At 69.4% G+C, this 17,670-nt stretch carries 9 protein-coding genes and 1 pseudogene; 2 read left to right on the top strand and 8 right to left on the bottom strand.

Annotation, left to right across the window (positions count from 1 at the left end; genetic code table 11):
- Window positions 1-414 precede the first annotated feature (414 nt).
- The 5 genes and pseudogenes from WME90_RS18815 to WME90_RS18795 form a co-directional block, all read right to left on the bottom strand.
- A complete protein-coding gene (locus WME90_RS18815) occupies window positions 415-4,296 on the bottom strand; it encodes an AAA family ATPase (RefSeq protein ID WP_437282534.1) in 3,882 nt (1,293 codons plus the stop codon).
- Between the two features lie 287 nt (window positions 4,297-4,583).
- Complete coding sequence (locus WME90_RS18810; RefSeq protein WP_437282533.1) at window positions 4,584-8,591, bottom strand: TIR domain-containing protein; 4,008 nt, start codon at window positions 8,589-8,591, stop codon at window positions 4,584-4,586.
- 128 nt (window positions 8,592-8,719) lie between these two features.
- Window positions 8,720-10,351: a hypothetical protein gene (locus WME90_RS18805; protein ID WP_437282532.1), complete on the bottom strand. Its 1,632-nt coding sequence runs from the start codon at window positions 10,349-10,351 to the stop codon at window positions 8,720-8,722.
- A 34-nt stretch (window positions 10,352-10,385) separates the two neighbouring features.
- Entirely contained in the window at window positions 10,386-13,331 is a 2,946-nt protein-coding gene (locus tag WME90_RS18800; protein ID WP_437283624.1) for a TIR domain-containing protein, read from the bottom strand.
- A gap of 45 nt (window positions 13,332-13,376) precedes the next feature.
- Window positions 13,377-13,889 (bottom strand): annotated as a pseudogene (locus WME90_RS18795) (ATP-binding protein); the annotation flags it as partial.
- Between the two features lie 355 nt (window positions 13,890-14,244).
- Here WME90_RS18795 and WME90_RS18790 point away from each other — a divergent pair.
- Window positions 14,245-14,493 carry a hypothetical protein gene (locus WME90_RS18790; RefSeq protein ID WP_437282531.1) on the top strand — a complete coding sequence of 83 codons (249 nt, stop codon included), beginning with the start codon at window positions 14,245-14,247 and terminating at the stop codon, window positions 14,491-14,493.
- Window positions 14,494-14,604: 111 nt separating this feature from the next.
- On the opposite strand, the gene WME90_RS18785 is transcribed toward WME90_RS18790, so the two are convergent.
- The 3 genes from WME90_RS18785 to WME90_RS18775 all read right to left on the bottom strand — a co-directional run bounded on the left by WME90_RS18785 (window position 14,605) and on the right by WME90_RS18775 (window position 16,867).
- Entirely contained in the window at window positions 14,605-15,096 is a 492-nt protein-coding gene (locus WME90_RS18785) for a DoxX family protein (protein ID WP_437282530.1), read from the bottom strand.
- A 24-nt stretch (window positions 15,097-15,120) separates the two neighbouring features.
- Window positions 15,121-15,915, bottom strand: coding sequence for a helix-turn-helix domain-containing protein (locus tag WME90_RS18780; RefSeq protein WP_437282529.1), 795 nt, complete (start codon window positions 15,913-15,915; stop codon window positions 15,121-15,123).
- A gap of 112 nt (window positions 15,916-16,027) precedes the next feature.
- Window positions 16,028-16,867 carry a hypothetical protein gene (locus WME90_RS18775; protein WP_437282528.1) on the bottom strand — a complete coding sequence of 280 codons (840 nt, stop codon included), beginning with the start codon at window positions 16,865-16,867 and terminating at the stop codon, window positions 16,028-16,030.
- A gap of 155 nt (window positions 16,868-17,022) precedes the next feature.
- Between WME90_RS18775 and WME90_RS18770 the strand changes: the two genes are divergently transcribed.
- Window positions 17,023-17,649 (top strand): recombinase family protein, encoded by a 627-nt coding sequence (locus tag WME90_RS18770; RefSeq protein WP_437282527.1) that lies wholly within the window; start codon window positions 17,023-17,025, stop codon window positions 17,647-17,649.
- The last annotated feature ends 21 nt before the right edge of the window (window positions 17,650-17,670 follow it).

Here is a 17,670-nt window from a genome sequence, read left to right as displayed (position 1 = left end):
GCTGCGCAGGAAGGGGGCCGGGGCTGCGCAGGAGCCACAAAGTTGTGCGAAAGGACACCGGAACGGGTGCGCAGGAGGGCCGAAGGGACCGCGCAGGAGCCACGGAATTGTACGAAGGGACACCGAAGTGGGTGCGCAGGAGGGCTGCAGAGACCGCGCAGGAGGACGCCGGGGCTGCGCAGGAGGGTCGCGGGGGCTGCGCAGTAAGGCCGCCAGGGCCGCGCAGGAGGGCGCCCGGGCTGCGCAGGAGGGTCGCGGGGGTGAACGACCGGGAGCCCTGGTAACACTTCTGACCGGGAGCTGCGGTGACACTTCCTTGAGCTAAGGGCCCATGCTCCGGGAGGACTGGAAACAGGGACCGGATCCTCGTCGACGCGACACGCTCGCCGCACTTTCTCGGACCGCCAGGGGGAGTCACCCGGGGCCCCCTCGGAGCGCCTCGATTGCGCGCCGGATGCCAAGGGCCACGTCGTGCCACGCTTCGTCGCGGTCCTGCCAGAGGGTGACTGGCCTGGCACCCTTCGGGAGCGCCTGGAGCTTGGCGAACGGCGCGCTCTGCCAGTCGGTCTTCCGGAGGAGGACCGGGATGACGCAGGCCTGGCCGGCGTCGTGGCGCTCCAGGGCACGCATCATCTCGTGGTCGAAGCAGTAATCCGAGGCCATGAAGTCAGCGCTCACGAGGAGGAGGATTATGTCGGCTTCGTTGAGGTTCCTGTCGATCTGGCCCGCCGACTCGTCCCCGGCGGCGATGCGGCGATCATGCCAGCTCTGGAGGAGACCCTCGCGCTTGAGAAGGGCGAGATGGGTCTCCAGCTCGTCGCGGAGAGCCTCGTCCTCGTGTGAGTAGCTGAAGAAGAGACGAATGGGTGTCTTCGTGGGAAGGCCCTTCTCTTGATGTTCCGAGGCCGTGAAATGGAAATGCCAGAGGTTGCCGTTTGTGTCGCCTGCGCAGAGAATCTGTTGCGATACAGCCACGCTTGAGAATACGCCAACTCCGCGCACGGTGCCGAGGCATTCCCCTGTGGAATTGTCCCAGGCCTTGAGGGTTGTATCGCCGGAGGCGGAGACGATGCGCTGTCCATCGGGGCTGAGCGCGCAGGCATTGACCCCACCGGAGTGGCCTTCGAGGGTGGAGAGGAGCTCGCCGGTCGCGAGATCCCAGACCTTGAGTGTCCTGTCACCGGAGGCGGAGACGATGCGCTGGCCATCAGGGCTCAGCGCGCAGGCATTGACCCGACTGGAATGGCCTTCGAGGGTGGAGAGGAGCTTTCCGGTCGCGAGATCCCAGACCTTGAGTGTCCTGTCACCGGAGGCGGAGACGACGCGCTGGCCATCGGGGCTGAACGCGCAGGCATTGACCCGACTGGAATGGCCTTCGAGGGTGGAGAGGAGCTCGCCGGTCGCGAGGTCCCAGACCTTGAGCGTCCTGTCGTGTGAAGCGGAGACGATGCGCTGGCCATCGGGGCTGAGCGCGCAGGCCCTGACCCCAAAGGAGTGGCCTTCGAGGGTGGAGAGGAGCTCGCCGGTCGCGAGGTTCCAGACCTTGAGCGTCCTGTCGTTGGAGGCGGAGACGACGCGCTGACCATCGGGGCTGAACGCGCAGGCATTGACCTCACGAGAGTGGCCTTCGAGGGTGGAGAGGAGCTGGCCGGTCGCGAGGTCCCAGATCTTGAGCGTCCTGTCGTTGGAGGCGGAGACGACGCGTTGACCATCGGGGCTGAACGCGCAGGCACCGATCCAATCGGAGTGGCCTTCGAGGGCGGAGAGGAGCTGGCTGGTCGCGAGGTCCCAGACCTTGAGCGTCCTGTCGTTGGAGGCGGAGACGATGCGCTGGCCATCGGGGCTGAACGCACAGGCCTTGACCCGACTGGAATGGCCTTCGAGAGTGGAGAGGAGCTGGCCGGTCGCGAGGTCCCAGACCTTGAGCGTCCTGTCGTTGGAAGCGGAGACGATGCGCTGGCCATCGGGGCTCAGGGCGCAGGCCGTGACCCCAAAGGAGTGGCCTTCGAGGGTGGAGAGAAGCTCGCCGGTCGCGAGGTCCCAGACCTTGAGCGTTGTATCGCCCGAGGCGGAGACGATGCGCAGGCCATCGGGGCTGAGCGCGAAGGCAGTTACCCCACCGGAGTGGCCTTCGAGGGTGGAGAGGAGCTCGCCGGTCGCGAGGTCCCAGACCTTGAGCGTCCTGTCGTCCGAGGCGGAGACGATGCGCTGACCATCGGGACTGAGCGCACAGGCAGTTACCCCACCGGAGTGGCCTTCGAGGGTGGAGAGGAGCTCGCCGGTCGCGAAATTCCAGACCTTGAGCGTCCTGTCGTCCGAGGCGGAGACGATGCGCTGTCCATCGGGGCTGAGCGCGCAGGCCCTGACCCCACCGGCGTGACCTTCGAGGGTGGAGAGGAGCTTGCCGGTCGCGAGGTCCCAGATCTTGAGCGTCCTGTCGTCGGAAGCGGAGACGATGCGCAGACCATCGGGGCTGAGCGCGCAAGCCCTGACCCGGGTGGAATGGCCCTCAAGGGTGGAGAGGAGCTTGCCGGCCGCGAGGTCCCAGATCTTGAGCGTCCCATCGTCGGAGGTGGAGACGATGCGCTGACCATCGGGGCTGAGCGCGCAGGTCCTGACCCGGGTGGAATGGCCCTCAAGGGTGGAGAGGAGCTTGCCTGTCGCGAGATCCCAGATCTTGAGCGTTGTATCGCCGGAGGCGGAGACGATGCGCAGGCCATTGGGGCTGAGCGCGCAGGCATTGACTTTATCGGAGTGGCCGTACAGCGTGCGCTCCTCTCCAGTCCACATCCGTACCGGATGCCGTAGCCGGATCCTCGGCACGCTGCGCCGGAACTGCAGCGTTCGCGCGATTCGCTCCGCCTCCCATCCGGCCGAGCGCAGCCGGTTGTAGACCAGCTCCGGCAGCGCCTCTGGCGTCTCGCGGAGCCAGTGGGACTCGGCCCGCACCGCCCGGTGGAGCAGGTCGATCTCGCCGTCCCCGAGCTCCTTCGCGCTGAGGCTCAGCCCGTCCTCGAGCGCAGCCGGCCCCTCCTCGCGGCAGAGCGCCTCGAGCAGCCCGAGGTTCCGGCAGAGCCCCCGCACGTTCTCCCGCTCGCCCGCCGCGAGCGCATGCGCGATCGCGTGGCGTGCGGCATAGCGCCTCCGGAACTCGCTCTCCCCCTCCGCCACCGGCCACCGCGCCGTCGTCTCCAGCAGCCGCCGGTGCAGCTCGGCCATGCGCTTCGCACCGAGCTTCTCCGCGACAAAGGCGCGAAACGCCTCGTGGTGCGGCCGATAGGCCCGCGCGCCGCGCCACGACGCCGGCTCCTCCAGGAGCAGCGCCCGCGCTGCGCGCAGGAAGTCCTCCCCGGCCTCCATGTCCTGCCACCCCCACGCCGCCTCGATCTCCTCGAGCGGCAGCGCCTCGCGCGCCGCGCAGATCAGGCCCAACCCGTTCGTGACAAGCCCGAGCTGCTCGCGCGGCAAGCCCCGGAGCTGGCGCCAGATTTGCTCCAGGAACCCGCTCAGCCCGCGGGGCAGGCGCTCCACGCGCCTTTGTTCGACCGGCTGCTCTTCGAGCCATTCCCTGAGCTTCACCGCATAGAGCAGGTTCCCCCCCGCCCTGATGACCGCCTCCTCGACAAGCCTGGGATCAAGCCGCGGCGTGAACCGCGGCGCCTGATCGCCCCAGAAGGCGCGGCAGGCCTGCTCGTTCGAGCCCGCCCACGCGGGCGCGTCGAGGTCGATGCGCCGCACGTTGCCGCGGCTCTCCAGCCAGTCGAGGTGCGGGTACTGCGGGCGCGAGGCGCAGAGCGCGTGTACGCGCGGCGGCAGCGCATACGGCAGGAAGCTCGGCAGCGGGTTCTGTCCGGCACCGTCGCTCCGCGCCTCGTCGAGGCCGTCGACGACGAGCACGAGGCGCTCGTCTCGAGGGGCGAGCTCGTGCTTGGAGACCTTCGCCAGGAGCTCGATCAGCCGGCTCTCCGGCCGCGCGTCGGGGTCCTTCTGCGCCGGGAAGAGCGCCTCGATCTGCGCCGAGAGGGAGCGCGCGACCGCCTCGGGGCGATCCCAGTCCATGACGTCGCGCCGGAGGAAGTGGTGCGGCGCCCTGCGGCCGCGCTGCTCTTCCACGTCGAGCCATCGTGAGAGGATCGAGCTCTTGCCCATGCCGGGCCCACCCGTGACGAGCACCCAGCGGCCGGACGTCCCCGCGCCGTCGAGGTGGCGATCGATGGCGGCGAGCACGTCCTCTCGACCGAAGAAGTGCTCGTGGCGGCTGCGCTCGATGCCGAAGTCGATGAGGTCTCTCGCCACCACGCCAGTCTAACAGACGACCTCCTCGTGTCGCCGCGTGGTCGCCGCAGGCCGAGGATGGAGCAGGGGCGTGGAGCAAATGGACGCTAGTTCGTCGAGCTGGGCTGGACGCTAGTTCGTCGAGATGCGAGGCGAGGGGCAGGGCGGGCCGTACCGGCGAGCGGGGAGCGCGGGCGGGGACCGGGGCGGGGCTAAGGGGTGGACGGCAGGGGCAGGTCGTCAGGCTCCCGCAGGCGACCCCTCGCGACATGGCCATGGACGTGTCGGCGGGGACATGAGCGGGGAAACTAGCCGGAGAGCGCTCGGAACGCCTCGATTGCGCGCCGGATGCCAAGGGCCACGTCGTGCCACGCTTCGTCGCGGTCCTGCCAGAGGGTGACCGGCCTCGCATCCTTCGGGAGCGCCTGGAGCTTGGCGAACGGCGCGCTGTGCCAGTCGGTCTTTCGGAGGACGACCGGGATGACGCGGGCCTGGCCGGCGTCGTGGCGCGCGAGGGCGCGCGTCATCTCGTGGTCAAAGCAGTAATCCGAGGCCATGAAGTCGGCGCTTACGAGGAGGAGGATCACGTCGGCTTCGTTGAGGTTCTTGTCGATCTGGCCAGCCCACTCGTCGCCGGCGCCGATGCGGCGGTCATGCCAGCTCTGGAGGAGGCCCTCGCGCTTGAGGAGCGCGAGATGGGTCTCCAGCTCGTCGCGGAGGGCCTCGTCCTCGTGGGAGTAGCTGAAGAAGAGGCGGATGGGCTTCTTCGTCGGGAAACCTTTCTCTTGAGGTGCGTGGGTCGTGAAGTGGAGATTCCAGAGGTTGCCGGTTTCGTCGCCCGCGCAGAGAAGCTGTTGCGATACAGCCACGTGCGAGAATAGGCTGGTTCCATACACTGTATCCAGGTGTTCCCCTGTCGACATCTGGCAGACCCTGAGCGTCTTGTCGCTAGAGGCGTAGACGATGCGCTGGCTATCTGCGCTGATCGTGCAGGCGTTGACCCAACCGGAGCGGCCTTCGAGGGTGGAGAGGAGCTGCCCGGTCACCAGGTCCCAGACCTTGAGCGTTTCGTCCGAGGAGGCGGAGACGATGCGCTGGCCATCGGGGCTGATCGCGCAGGCAACGACCGTATTGGAGTGGCCTTCGAGGGTGGAGAGGAGCTGCCCGGTCGCCAGGTCCCAGACCTTGAGCGTCCTGTCGAGGGAGGCGGAGACGATGCGCTGGCCATCGGGGCTGATTGCGCAGGCCTCGACCTGGTTGGAGTGGCCTGGGAGGGTGGAGAGGAGCTGCCCTGTCGACATCTCCCAGATCCTAAGCGTATTGTCCGAGGAGGCGGAGACGATGCGCCGGCCATCGGGGCTGATCGCGCAGGCAGTGACCGACTTGGAGTGGCCTTGGAGGGTGGAGAGAAGCTGCCCGGTCGCCAGGTCCCAAACCTTGACCGTATTGTCGCTAGAGGCTGAGACGATGCGCTGGCCATCAGGGCTGATCGCGCAGGCATTTACCCAACCGGAGTGGCCATCAAGGGTGGAGAGGAGCTTGCCGGTCGCGAGGTCCCAGATCTTGAGCGTCCTGTCGTACGAGGCTGAGACGATGCGCCGGCCATCGGGGCTGATTGCGCAGGCAGGGACCCGACCGGAGTGGCCTTGGAGGGTGGAGAGGAGCTGCCCGGTCGCCAGATCCCAGACCTTGAGCGTTCTGTCGTCGGAGGCGGAGACGACGCGCTGGCCATCGGGGCTGAGCGCGCAGACACGGACCCGACCGGAGTGGCCTTGGAGGGTGGAGGGGAGCTGCCCGGTCGCCAGATCCCAGACCTTGACCGTATTGTCGCTAGAGGCTGAGACGATGCGCTGGCCATCCGGGCTGATCGCGCAGGCAGTGACCTCATCGGAGTGGCCTTGGAGGGTGGAGAGGAGCTGCCCGGTCGCCAGATCCCAGACTTTGAGCGCCTTGTCGTCGGAGGCGGAGACGATGCGCTGGCTATCCGGGCTGATCGCGCAGGCAGTGACCGCATCGGAGTGGCCTTGGAGGGTGGAGAGGAGCTGCCCGGTCGCCAGATCCCAGACTTTGAGCGTCTTGTTGGCGGAGGCTGAGACGATGCGCTGGCCATCGGGGCTGATCGCGCAGGCAAGGACCCGACCGGAGTGGCCTTCGAGGGTGGAGAGGAGCTGCCCGGTCGCCAGGTCCCAGACCTTGAGCGTTTCGTCCCAGGAGGCTGAGATGATGCGCTGGCCATCGGGGCTGATCGCGCAGGCACTAACCCAACTGGAGTGGCCTTGGAGGGTGGAGAGGAGCTGCCCGGTCGCCAGGTCCCAGATCTTGAGCGTCTCGTCGTTGGAGGCGGAGACGATGCGCTGGCCATCGGGGCTGATCGCGCAGGCAACAACCGAGTTGGAGTGGCCTTGAAGGGTGGAGAGGAGCTGCCCGGTCGCCAGGTCCCAGACCTTGAGCGTTTCGTCCGAGGAGGCGGAGACGATGCGCTGGCCATCGGGGCTGAGCGCGCAGGCACGGACCCGACCGGAGTGGCCTTGGAGCGTGGAGAGGAGCTGCCCGGTCGCCAGGTCCCAGACCTTGAGCGTCTCGTCGTCGGAGGCTGAGACGATGCGCTGGCCATCGGGGCTGATCGCGCAGGCAACGACCGTATTGGAGTGGCCTTCGAGGGTGGAGAGGAGCTGCCCGGTCGCCAGGTTCCAGACCTTGAGCGTCTCGTCGCCGGAGGCTGAGACGATGCGCTGGCCATCGGGGCCGACCGCGCAGGCCTTGACGCGATCGGAGTGACCGGCCAGCGTGCGCTCCTCTCCGGTCCACATCCGTACCGGATGCCGCAGCCGGATCTTTGGCAAGCCGCCCGGGAATTGCAGCGTCCGCGCGATGCGCTCCGCCTCCCATCCGGCCGAGCGCAGCCGGTTGTAGACCAGCTCCGGCAATGCTTCCGGCGCCTCACGGAGCCAGTGCGACTCGGCCCGCACCGCCCGGTAGAGCAGGTCGAGCTCGCCATCCCTGAGCTCCTTCGCGCCGAGGCGCAGCGTGTCCTCGAGCGCCGCCGGACCATCCTCGCGGCAGAGCCCCTCGAGCAGCCCGAGATCCCGGCAGAGCCCCCGCACCGTGTTCCGCTCGCCCGCCGCGAGCGCATGCGCGATCGCGTGCCGCGCGGCATATCGCCTCCGGAAATCGCTCTCTCCTTCCGCCACCGGCCAGCGCGCGGTCGTCTCCAGCAGCCGCCGGTGCAGCTCCGCCATGCGTTTGGGCCCGAGCTTCTCCGCGACGAACGCGCGAAACGCCTCGTGGTAGGGCCGGTACGCCCGAGCGCCGCGCCATGCCTCCGGCTCCTCCAGGAGCAGCGTCCGCACGGCGCGAAGGAAGTCCTCGCCGGCCACCACGTCCTTCCACCCCTCCGCCGCCTCGAGTTCCTCGAGCGGTAGCGCCTCGCGCGCCGCGCAGAGCAACCCGAGCCCGTTTGCGACGAGCCCGAACTGCTCGCGCGGCAGGCCCCGGAGCTGCTGCCAGATCTGCTCCAGGAACCCGCTCAGCCCGCGGGGCAAGCGCTCCACGCGCCGCTGCTCGACCGGCTGCTCCTCCAGCCACTCCCTGAGCTTCACTGCATAGAGCAGGTTCCCCTCCGCCCGCGCGACCGCCTCCTCGACGAGCCTCGGATCGAGCCGAGGCGTGAACCGCGGTGCCTGATCATCCCAGAACGCGTGGCAGGCCTGCTCGTTCGACCCTGCCCATGCGCGCGCGTCGAGGTCGATGCGCCGCACGTTGCCGCGGCTCTCCAGCCAGTCGAGGTGCGGGTACTGCGGGCGCGAGGCGCAGAGCGCGTGCACACGTGGCGGCAGCGCGTACGGCAGGAAGCTCGGCAGCGGGTTCTGCCCGGCGCCGTCGCTGCGCGCCTCGTCGAGGCCGTCCACGACGAGCACCAGGCGCTCTCCACGGGGGGCGAGCTCGTGCTTCGAGACCTTCGCCAGGAGCTCGATCAGCCGGCTCTCCGGCCGCGCCTCGGGGTCCTTCTGCGCCGGGTAGAGCGCCTCGATCTGCGCCGCGAGAGAGCGCGCGACCGCCTCGGGGCGATCCCAGTCCATGACGTCGCGCCGGAGGAAGTGGTGCGGCGCCCTGCGGCCGCGCTGCTCTTCCACGTCGAGCCATCGTGAGAGGATCGCGCTCTTGCCCATGCCGGGCCCACCCGTGACGAGCACCCAGCGGCCGGACGTCCCCGCGCCGTCGAGGTGGCGATCGATGGCCGAGAGCACGTCCTCTCGACCGAAGAAGTGCTCGTGGCGGCTGCGCTCGATGCCGAAGTCGATGAGGTCTCTCGCCACGGCGCCAGTCTACCAGCGCGCATGACCCGCCCGGCGAGCGCCGCGCGATGCGGACCAGGCTTCGAGCGGCGTGTCCACGCTCCCGGCACCCGTCCGCCGGTGGCGCAGGACCCGCAGGGCCCCGCTCCTCAGTCCCAGCGGTCGAGCTTGTAGGTGACCCGCCCGTTTTTCGTGGTGACGCGGAAGAGGTAATCCCATTTGCCGGCGTTCTTCCGGAGCTTGATGCCGCAGGCTGACGCCTCCTTGGCTCCCGCGATGATCGCGTTCTTCGCGTACGCCTCGATGGTGGCGCGGATGCCGTGGTACTCGCTTCGCAGGTCTTCCGGAAAGAGGCCACCGCTGCGCTCGTGGTTCACGTCGTGCGCGCCATCGAGGAGGAAGAAGACCGACTGGCCCTGGTGCGGGTACTTGTCCGGGCCGTCCCACATCGTCGGCTGCAGCGCGATCGCCGTGACCTGTTGGAACTGCCCCGCCTTCAGGTTCCACGCGCTCGCCAGCGAGCCCTTGACGTACATGTACCAGCTCACCTGGTTCCGCTTCTCTTCGCGATCCCACTGGAGGATGGGCGGCGAATCGGGGTTTGCGGCCGTCACCAGCGCTGCGTACGGCGCGTTCTGCTCGGGCACGAAGAACTCGATGCGCTCCGCGTCCGCGAGCACGGTCCGCTGGAACTTCTCCCAGGTCATGACGACCGGCGGCTGCTCCACGGACACTGCGGGCGTGGAGCTCTTGGGCTTCAGGTGGGCGAAGACGCCGCCCCGCTCCTGCGCCCCTACCGCCTTCGGCTTCCACAGCGCCTGAATGTCTTCCAGCCTGGCGAACCGGCGTTCCAGTGCGCCGGCCGAGCCGAGCTTCTGCACGATGGCCTCGGCCTGCGCGATGTTGCCGGCGCTCGGCGCCGCCTGGGGGCGCTGGTAGAGGAGCGGGTTCATCTTGGCGTCGAACTTCGCCTTGATCTCGGCGAAGCCGAGCCCGGCCTGGATATCCTCCAGGAGGGTGCCGATCATGCCGCTGCGCACGTGGCAGAACCCCGCCGGCGCGGTCGCCACGGCGAGCCATGTGATGTTGTCGCGGGTGACGGGGTTCTTCGTCGCCGCGCGCGCCTCGTGCAGATCGACAAGCCACGTCGCCACGCCGATGCACTTCTCCGATCGGTAGAGGTTCCCTGTGCTCAGGAGGGTGTGCGCCTGCCTCACGATCTCGAGCGGGAACTCGGAGAGCCCTCGGCAGAGGGTGCCGTAATCCTGGAGCTTCTCGGCCACGACCTGGGAGGTGGCCTGCACGGCGGACGGCTTGAAGACGAGCTCCCGCCCGGGCGCGACGGCCATGTGATTCCAGGAGAAGGGCGGCTTCTGGCTCTTGTTGCGCGGCATCCCCCACGTGCGCTCCTCGGAGAGGAAGACGCCGGTCACCTTCGCGCGCGCGACGAGGAGCGCCATGGCCTCGACGGAGGCCCGGAAGAACGGCGGTGCGGCCTCGGGGGCCCACGCGATCGACGTTGCGGTCCCATCGGGCGCGACCTTCACCAGCCCGCCGAAGCGCTCGACGAAGCGGCGGCACGCGCTGCATGTGTAGTGCTGGCGCCGCTCCGCACGGAGCCCGTCGAGGAACGCGTCGAAGAGGCCGGTGGCGTCCGTCGTGAAGAGGCGCGCGCCGCCGGCGGTCACCTCGCCGAAGCGGGTGCGGATGGCTTCGAGGAAGGCCGGGTACTGTTCGTCGTCGATCTGCTCAGCCTGAGACGTCGTGATCGCGTCGGACATCGCGTGCTCCTTGAAGGGCGTCGGTGCGCCCATCTTATCCGGCGCGCGCTCGGAGCGCCTCGACCGCGCGCCGGATGCCCTTCACCACGTCGGTCCAGGCCTCGTCGCGGTTCCGCCAGCTGGTGACCGGTCTCCCATCCCTGGGCAGCGCCTGGAGCCTGTCGAAAGGCGCGCCGTGCCAGTCGGTCTCCCGAAGGATGACCGGGATGACGCGGGCCTGGCCGGCGTTGTGGTGCTCGAGGGCGCGCCGCATCTCGTTGTCGAAGCAGTAATCGGAGGCAAGGAAGTCGGCGCTGACGAGGAGGAGGATCACCTCGCCCTCGTCGAGGTGTTTGTCGATCTGGCCAGCCCGTTCATCGCCGGGGGCAATGCGGCGATCATGCCAGCTCTGGAGGATGCCCTCGCGCTTGAGAAGGGCGAGGTGGGTCTCCAGCTCGTCGCGGAGAGCCTCGTCCTTGTGGCAGTAGCTGAAGAAGAGGCGGATCGCCTTCATCGTCGGGAAAGCTTGTTCAAGAGGCGCCGGAGTCGTGAAATGGAGATGCCAGAGGTTGCCGTTTGCGTCGCCTGCACAGAGAATTTGTTGCGATACAGCCATGCTGATGAACAAGCTGGTTCCGTACACTGTATCCATGTGTTTCCCTGTCGACATCTCCCAGACCTTGAGCGTCTTGTCGCTAGAGGCTGACACGATGCGCTGGCCATCCGGACTGATCGTGCAGGCCTTGACCGAATCGGAGTGACCTTCGAGGGTGGAGAGGAGCTGCCCGGTCGCCAGGTCCCACACCTTGAGCGTTGTGTCCCAGGAGCCGGAGACGATGCGCTGGCCATCCGGGCTGATTGCGCAGGCATTGACCGAATCGGAGTGACCTTCGAGGGTGGAGAGGAGCTGCCCGGTCGCCAGGTCCCACACCTTGAGCGTCTTGTCTTTGGAGGCGGAGACGATGCGCTGGCCATCCGGGCTGATTGCGCAGGCATTGACCGAATCGGAGTGACCTTCGAGGGTGGAGAGGAGCTGCCCGGTCGCCAGGTCCCAGACCCTTAGCCTCTCGTCCCTGGAGGCGCAGACGATGCGCTGGCCATCCGGGCTGATTGCGCAGGCGTTGACCCAATTGGAGTGGCCTTCGAGGGTGGCGAGGATCTGCTCGGTCGCCAGGTCCCAGACCTTGAGCGTCTCGTCGCTGGAGGCGGAGACGATGCGCTGGCCATCCGGGCTGATTGCGCAGGCATTGACCCAAGAGGAGTGGCCTTCGAGGGTGGAGAGGAGCTGCCCGGTCGCCAGGTCCCAGACCTTGAGCGTCTTGTCTTTGGAGGCGGAGACGATGCGCTGGCCATCCGGGCTGATCGCGCAGGCATTGACCCAATTGGAGTGGCCTTCGAGGGTGGCGAGGATCTGCTCGGTCGCCAGGTCCCAGACCTTGAGCGTCTTGTCGCTGGAGGCGGAGACGACGCGCTGGCCATCCGGGCTGATCGCGCAGGCATTGACCCAATTGGAGTGGCCTTCGAGGGTGGCGAGGAGCTGCCCGGTCGCCAGGTCCCAGACCTTGAGCGTTGTGTCCCAGGAGGCGGAGACGATGCGCTGGCCATCCGGGCTGATTGCGCAGGCTTTGACCCAATTGGAGTGGCCTTCGAGGGTGGAGAGGAGCGTGCCGGTCGCCAGGTCCCAGACCTTGAGCGTCTTGTCTTTGGAGGCGGAGACGATGCGCTGGCCATCCGGGCTGATTGCGCAGGCATTGATCTGTTCGGGGTGGCCTTCGAGGGTGGAGAGGAGCTGCCCGGTTGCAAGGTCCCAGACCTTGAGCGTATTGTCGCCGGAGGCGGAGACGACGCGCTGGCCATCCGGGCTGATTGCGCAGGCATTGATCTGTTCGGGGTGGCCTTCGAGGGTGGAGAGGAGCTGCCCGGTTGCAAGGTCCCAGACCTTGAGCGTCTTGTCGCCGGAGGCGGAGACGACGCGCTGGCCATCCGGGCTGATCGTGCAGGCATAGACCCAATTGGAGTGTCCGGACAGCGTGCGCTCCTCCGCAGTCCAGATCCGTACCGGATGCCGCAGCCGGATCTTCGGCAAGCCGCGCGGGAACCGCAGCGTGTGCGCGATTCGCTCCGCGTCCCATCCGGCCGAGCGCAGTCGGTTGTAGACCAGCTCCGGCAGCGCCTTCGGAGCTCCGCGGAGCCAGTGCGACTCGGCCCTCACCGCTCGGTGGAGCAGGTCGATCTCGCCATCCCCGAGCTCCTTCGCGCCGAGCCGTAGTGCATCCTCGAGCGCCGCCGGCCCCTCATCGCGGCAGAGCGCCTCCAGCAGCCCCAGATCCCTGCACAGCCCCCGTGCCTTCTCGCGCGCGCCTGCCGCGAGTGCATGCGCGATCGCGTGGCGCGCAGCGTACAGCCTCCGGAAGTCGCTCTGCCCTTCCGGCACCGGCCACCGCGCCGCCGTCTCCAGGAGCCGCCGGTGCAGCTCGGCCATGCGCTTCGGCCCGAGCTTCTCCGCGACGAACTCGCGAAACGCCTCGTGGTACGGCCGGTACGCCCGGGCGCCCCGCCACGACGCCGGCTCCTCCAGGAGCAGTGGCCGTGCATCGCGGAGGAAGGCTTCCCCGTCCTCCACGTCGCTCCGCCCCCACGCCGCCTCGATCTCCTCGAGCGGCAGCGCCTCGCGTGCCGCGCAGACCAGCCCGAGCCCGTTTGCGACCAGCCCGAACTGCTCACGCGGCAGGCTCCGCAGGTGCTGCCAGATCTGCTCCAGAAACCCGCTCAGCCCGCGGGGCAGGCGCTCCACGCGCCGCTGCTCGACCGGCTGCTCTTCGAGCCATTCCCTGAGCTTCACCGCATAGAGCAGGTTCCCCTCGGCCCGCGCGACCGCCTCCTCGACGAGCCTCGGGTCGAGCCGCGGCGTGAACCGCGGCGCCTGGTCGGCCCAGAACGCGCGGCAGGCCCGCTCGTTCGAGCCCGCCCACTCGGGCGCGTCGAGGTCGATGCGCCGCACGTTCCCGCGGCTCTCCAGCCAGCCGAGGTGCGGGTACTGCGGGCGGGAGGCGCAGAGCGCGTGTACGCGCGGCGGCAGCGCGTAGGGTAGGAAGCCCGGCAGCGGGTTCTGCCCGGCGCCGTCGCTCCGCGCCTCGTCGAGGCCGTCGACGACGAGCACCAGGCGCTCGCCTCGGGGGACGAGCTCGTGCCTGGAGACCTTCGCCAGTAGCTCGATGAGCCGGCTCTCCGGCCGCGCGTCGGGGTCCTTCTGCGCCGGGAAGAGCGCCTCGATCTGCGCCGAGAGGGAGCGCGCGACCGCCTCGGGGCGATCCCAGTCCATGACGTCGCGCCGGAGGAAGTGGTGCGGCGCCCTGTGGCCGCGCTGCTCTTCTACGTCGAGCCATCGCGAGAGGGTCGCGCTCTTGCCCATGCCGGGCCCGCCCGTGACGAGCACCCAGCGGCCCGACGCGCCCGCGCCGTCGAGGTGGCGATCGATGGCGGCGAGCACGTCCTCTCGACCGAAGAAGTGCTCGTGGCGGCTGCGCTCGATGCCGAAGTCGATGAGGTCTCTCGCCACGGCGCCAGTCTAACAGACGACCTCCTCGCCGCCGCCAGTCGGCAGACCGCCGCCCCGACCCCTCTCAATCCGGGGCAGCGCTGGCCCCACTGTGCCGCAGATCGTTCCGCCCCACATCCGACCCGCTGCGGGGTTGCTCCGGCTCCGGTTGCGCCTCGATCGACCGACGCGGCGTCGCGCTGATCCGTCCCGCTGCCGAGAGCGGTCGTGCAGACGAACCTGCCCGAACCGCTTCGAACGTCAACCCAGCGCGCCGAGAAGCGACAGTAGCCGCCGTGCTGAGCCCGCTGCGTCACCTTCGGGTCGGCGTGCTAGAAAGATCGCCCCATCCGCTCGTTCCGGAGGAGCCCCCTGCATGAACACCGTTCGCAAGCTGTACGAGAGCGACGGGCAAGGCACAGTGCACGTTGACCTGGAGGTCGGCGCCCCTCACCGTCGAGTCGAGGTCGTGCTCGTCTGGCAGGAGATCGATGGCGCCCAACCCCCGCCGGAGGCGGTGGAGAAGAAGCGGGCCGAGATCGAGGCGCTGGCCGGCGCCCTGTCAGATGATCCCCTCGTGCGTCCCGTACAGCCGCTCCTCGAGACCCGGCTGCCGATCGAATGAAGTACCTCCTCGACAGCAACACCTGCATTCGATTCCTCAACCAACGGTCGCAGGTGCTCATCGATCGGCTGACCGAGACACCCGATGAAGATCTCTGCGTGTGCAGTGTAGTCAACGCAGCGCATCCCGAGCCCGTTCACGCTTCTTCCGCTCCCGGCCACGAGCGCCGATCGCCACGGCGACCGTCGCGGCGACGAACGCGATCTGCATCAGCGTGCGCGGCCCGAGCGGCGTCACCGGGCTGCCGCCCAGCGTGAGCCCCGCGCGTGCCGCGTGCACGTTCGCAGGGAACATCGCCAGGAGCAGCACCGTCAGCCCCGCAGCCGCCCACGGCGCGAGCCGCGGGACCAGGAGCGCCGCCGCGCCCGCGATCTCCAGGACCCCCGTCGCGGCCACGAGGAGCTCGGGGTAGGGCAGCGCCGGCGGCACCATCGCCACGAGCTCGGCGCGCCGGCTCCCGAAGTGGGCCGATCCGGTCAGCAGGAACATCGCCGCGAGGGCGTACCGCAAGCACGTGACCCAGCTCCCGAGGTGCCTGACGCCGAGGCGCCCGAGGACGATGAACAGCGCGAACGAGATCGAGAGGACGAGGAGAGGTGCCATGTCCTCAAGGTGGCAACCCGCCCTTCACCCGTCTTGAACGAGCTGGCTACGGCGTCTCAGATCGGAGGGGCTCACCCCGAACATCCGGCGGAAGGTCCGGGTCATGTGCGCCGCGTCCGCGAAGCCGGCCGCGCTGGCGGCCTCCGAGAGCGCCGCGCCGCCGGCGATCGCCGCCCCGGCGCGCTCCAGCTTGAGCCACAGGAGGTACGGCCGCAGCGGCACGCCGACGCTCTCGGTGAAGGCGTGCATGAACCGCCCCGGCGAGAGCCGCGCGATGCGGGCCAGGGCCTCGAGCGACGTGTCCGCGTCTCCGGCGCCCGCGCGCAGGTGGCGCAGCACCCGCTGGACCCCCGGGTGCCTCGACCTCGGTGACGACGGCGGGACCGCGAGCCCCAGCGCCTCGAACACGCCGGGCAGCGCCGCCGAGAGCCCGGCCTCTCCACGCTCGGCGATGCGCGACCGCAGCCGGTCGGCCGTCTCGCTGCCCAGGACTTCGATCGTCGATGCCCCGAGCGCCTGGGCGAGCCCATCTCCAACGTCGCTCTCCGGCTCGATGAACACGATGAGCACACGTGTGCCCGACGCGTCGATCGCGTGCGCGGTGTCCGGGGCCGTGAGGACGGCGCTCCCGCGCTGGAACGCGCCCCTGTCGGCCGTCCCGATCTGGAGCTCGCCGTCGAGCGCCAGCACGAGGTGCCAGCAATGGTGGGCGTGCAAGGTGCTCTGCTCTCCTGGGCCCCACGTCGCCAGGACAGAGGGCCACGGGCGCAGGACGCCCGCGGGGGCGGCGAGGCCTGTCGTTCTCGGCGGGAGGAGCATCGGTCCCGGAGTCTACCCGGACGCAGCGGACGCGTTGGCTGGGCTCATCACGCAAGCGCCGCGACCTTTCGGGCGCGCTGTTCTGCTGCACGCGGTCCGCGGAGCTGCCGCCCTACCGTCCGATGCGCGCGCGGATGGCGGCGCGAGTCTCCTCCGAGAGCGTGTCGAGGTAGGCATCGGACAGAGCACGGAGCACGTCATCGGGCAAGGCGAGCAGCACCTGCTCGGGCGACAGCCCGGCCACGCGCTGCTCCGGCGGCAGCCCCGCCATGCGCTGCTCCGGGGCGTAAGCCGACAGCACCCGCTCCGCCGGGAGGGTGGCCAGGAGCTTGCGGACAACCTCGTCGAATCCCTCCAAATCGTGGATTTCCATGGCGATCTCCTCGGCTCCAAGCTGCTGCGAGAGCCACCTTCGGGCCTCGACGGTCCGGGCCTCGCCGTGCCCGAACAAGCGTAGCAGATCGTCGTCCTCCGCCTCGGCCGCCGTGTCGATCTCGACGACGAGCAGCGCGAACGCTCCACCCTCGAGCCGCCAGTAGCCGCCGCCGAGGTCGCCCCATTTCAGGCCGAGCTCGGCCACATCCCCGTCGAGCGACCTGGTGCGCGACGGGACGAGCAGCACGCCGCTCAGATCGCTCCGCCGCTCGATCCGTTCCGGCTCGTCGGCGCAGTACAGGTGCAGGTAGCTGCACAGCCGGTCGAGGTTGCGCCGCCGGTAGGGCCGGCCGATGCTCTTGAACTCGACGATGGTGTCCCTGGGCAACAGGTCCCAGAGCTTCTTCAGCGTGCCGGCCGGCTCGCTCGGCCCCGCGCTCCGGCGCAGCAGCAGGTAGTCGGCGCGGAGCGGCTCGTTCGAGAGCGGCACCTCGCTGCGCACCTCGAACCCGCGCGAGCCCCGCTGGTGGAGCAGCGCGACGAGCAGCACGTGCCAGGCCGTCCGGGTCGAGCCCATCGGCGCCGTCTACAGGCCTGTCCAGGCCGGGGCCAACAATCCGCGCTGCCAGCGCGGCGAACTTCCGCCGCGCGCCGCTCGGCGGGAGAGCCACCCGCGACCGCGCGACCACGGCCGCTGGACAACCGCCGTCGTCTCGGATTCTCTCGTCCCGGATGACAGCTCGCCGGTTCAAGCGCGGCAGCCCCGGGCTCGCCGTGGCCTACGTCCGCGTCTCCACCGACGCCGCGTGCGCCTCGGCTTCAGAGCAGCGCGATGCGATCGAGGCCTGGGCCAGGCGCGAAGGCGTCGAGATCGCGTCCTGGCACGACGATGGCGGGGCGGACACCGACGACCGGCCCGGCTTCGCGGCGGCGCTCGAAGCGCTCACCCTCGCCGGCGCCGGCCTTCTCGCGGTCGCGGGCGAGGACCGCGCCAGCATCGCGGGGCTCAGCGGCCCCTACCGGTTCGCCGCGGGCGAGCGCGGCGCGCGCCTCGTGACCGCCGACGGGAGCGGGACGCCGGACGGGACGCACCGCTGCCCGATCTGCGGCGATCCCTTGGAGCTGTGGCCACGCCACCCGCGCGCGGTGTGCGGACTCTGCAAGCATGAGGCGACGGACGAGGGCGGGCGGCCTCTCGAGTTCTTCAACACGTCGTTCGAGGGCGGCTTCGGTGCGCGCTACGCCGATACCGGCGAGCCTCGGGACAGCCACGCGTGCGTCATCCGGGGCGTGAGGTGCCGCGCCGGCGAGGGCCGGTTCGGCGGGATCGTGATCGAGGCGATCGGCGAGACAGCGTAGGAGGAGCTCGACGGCGCTCGC

The sequence above is a fragment of the Sorangium sp. So ce375 genome, assembly GCF_051473855.1.
Classification (GTDB): domain Bacteria; phylum Myxococcota_A; class Polyangia; order Polyangiales; family Polyangiaceae; genus Sorangium.
The sequence above is the reverse complement of the archived record's forward strand: the minus strand, read 5'-3'. Positions and strand labels throughout refer to the sequence as shown.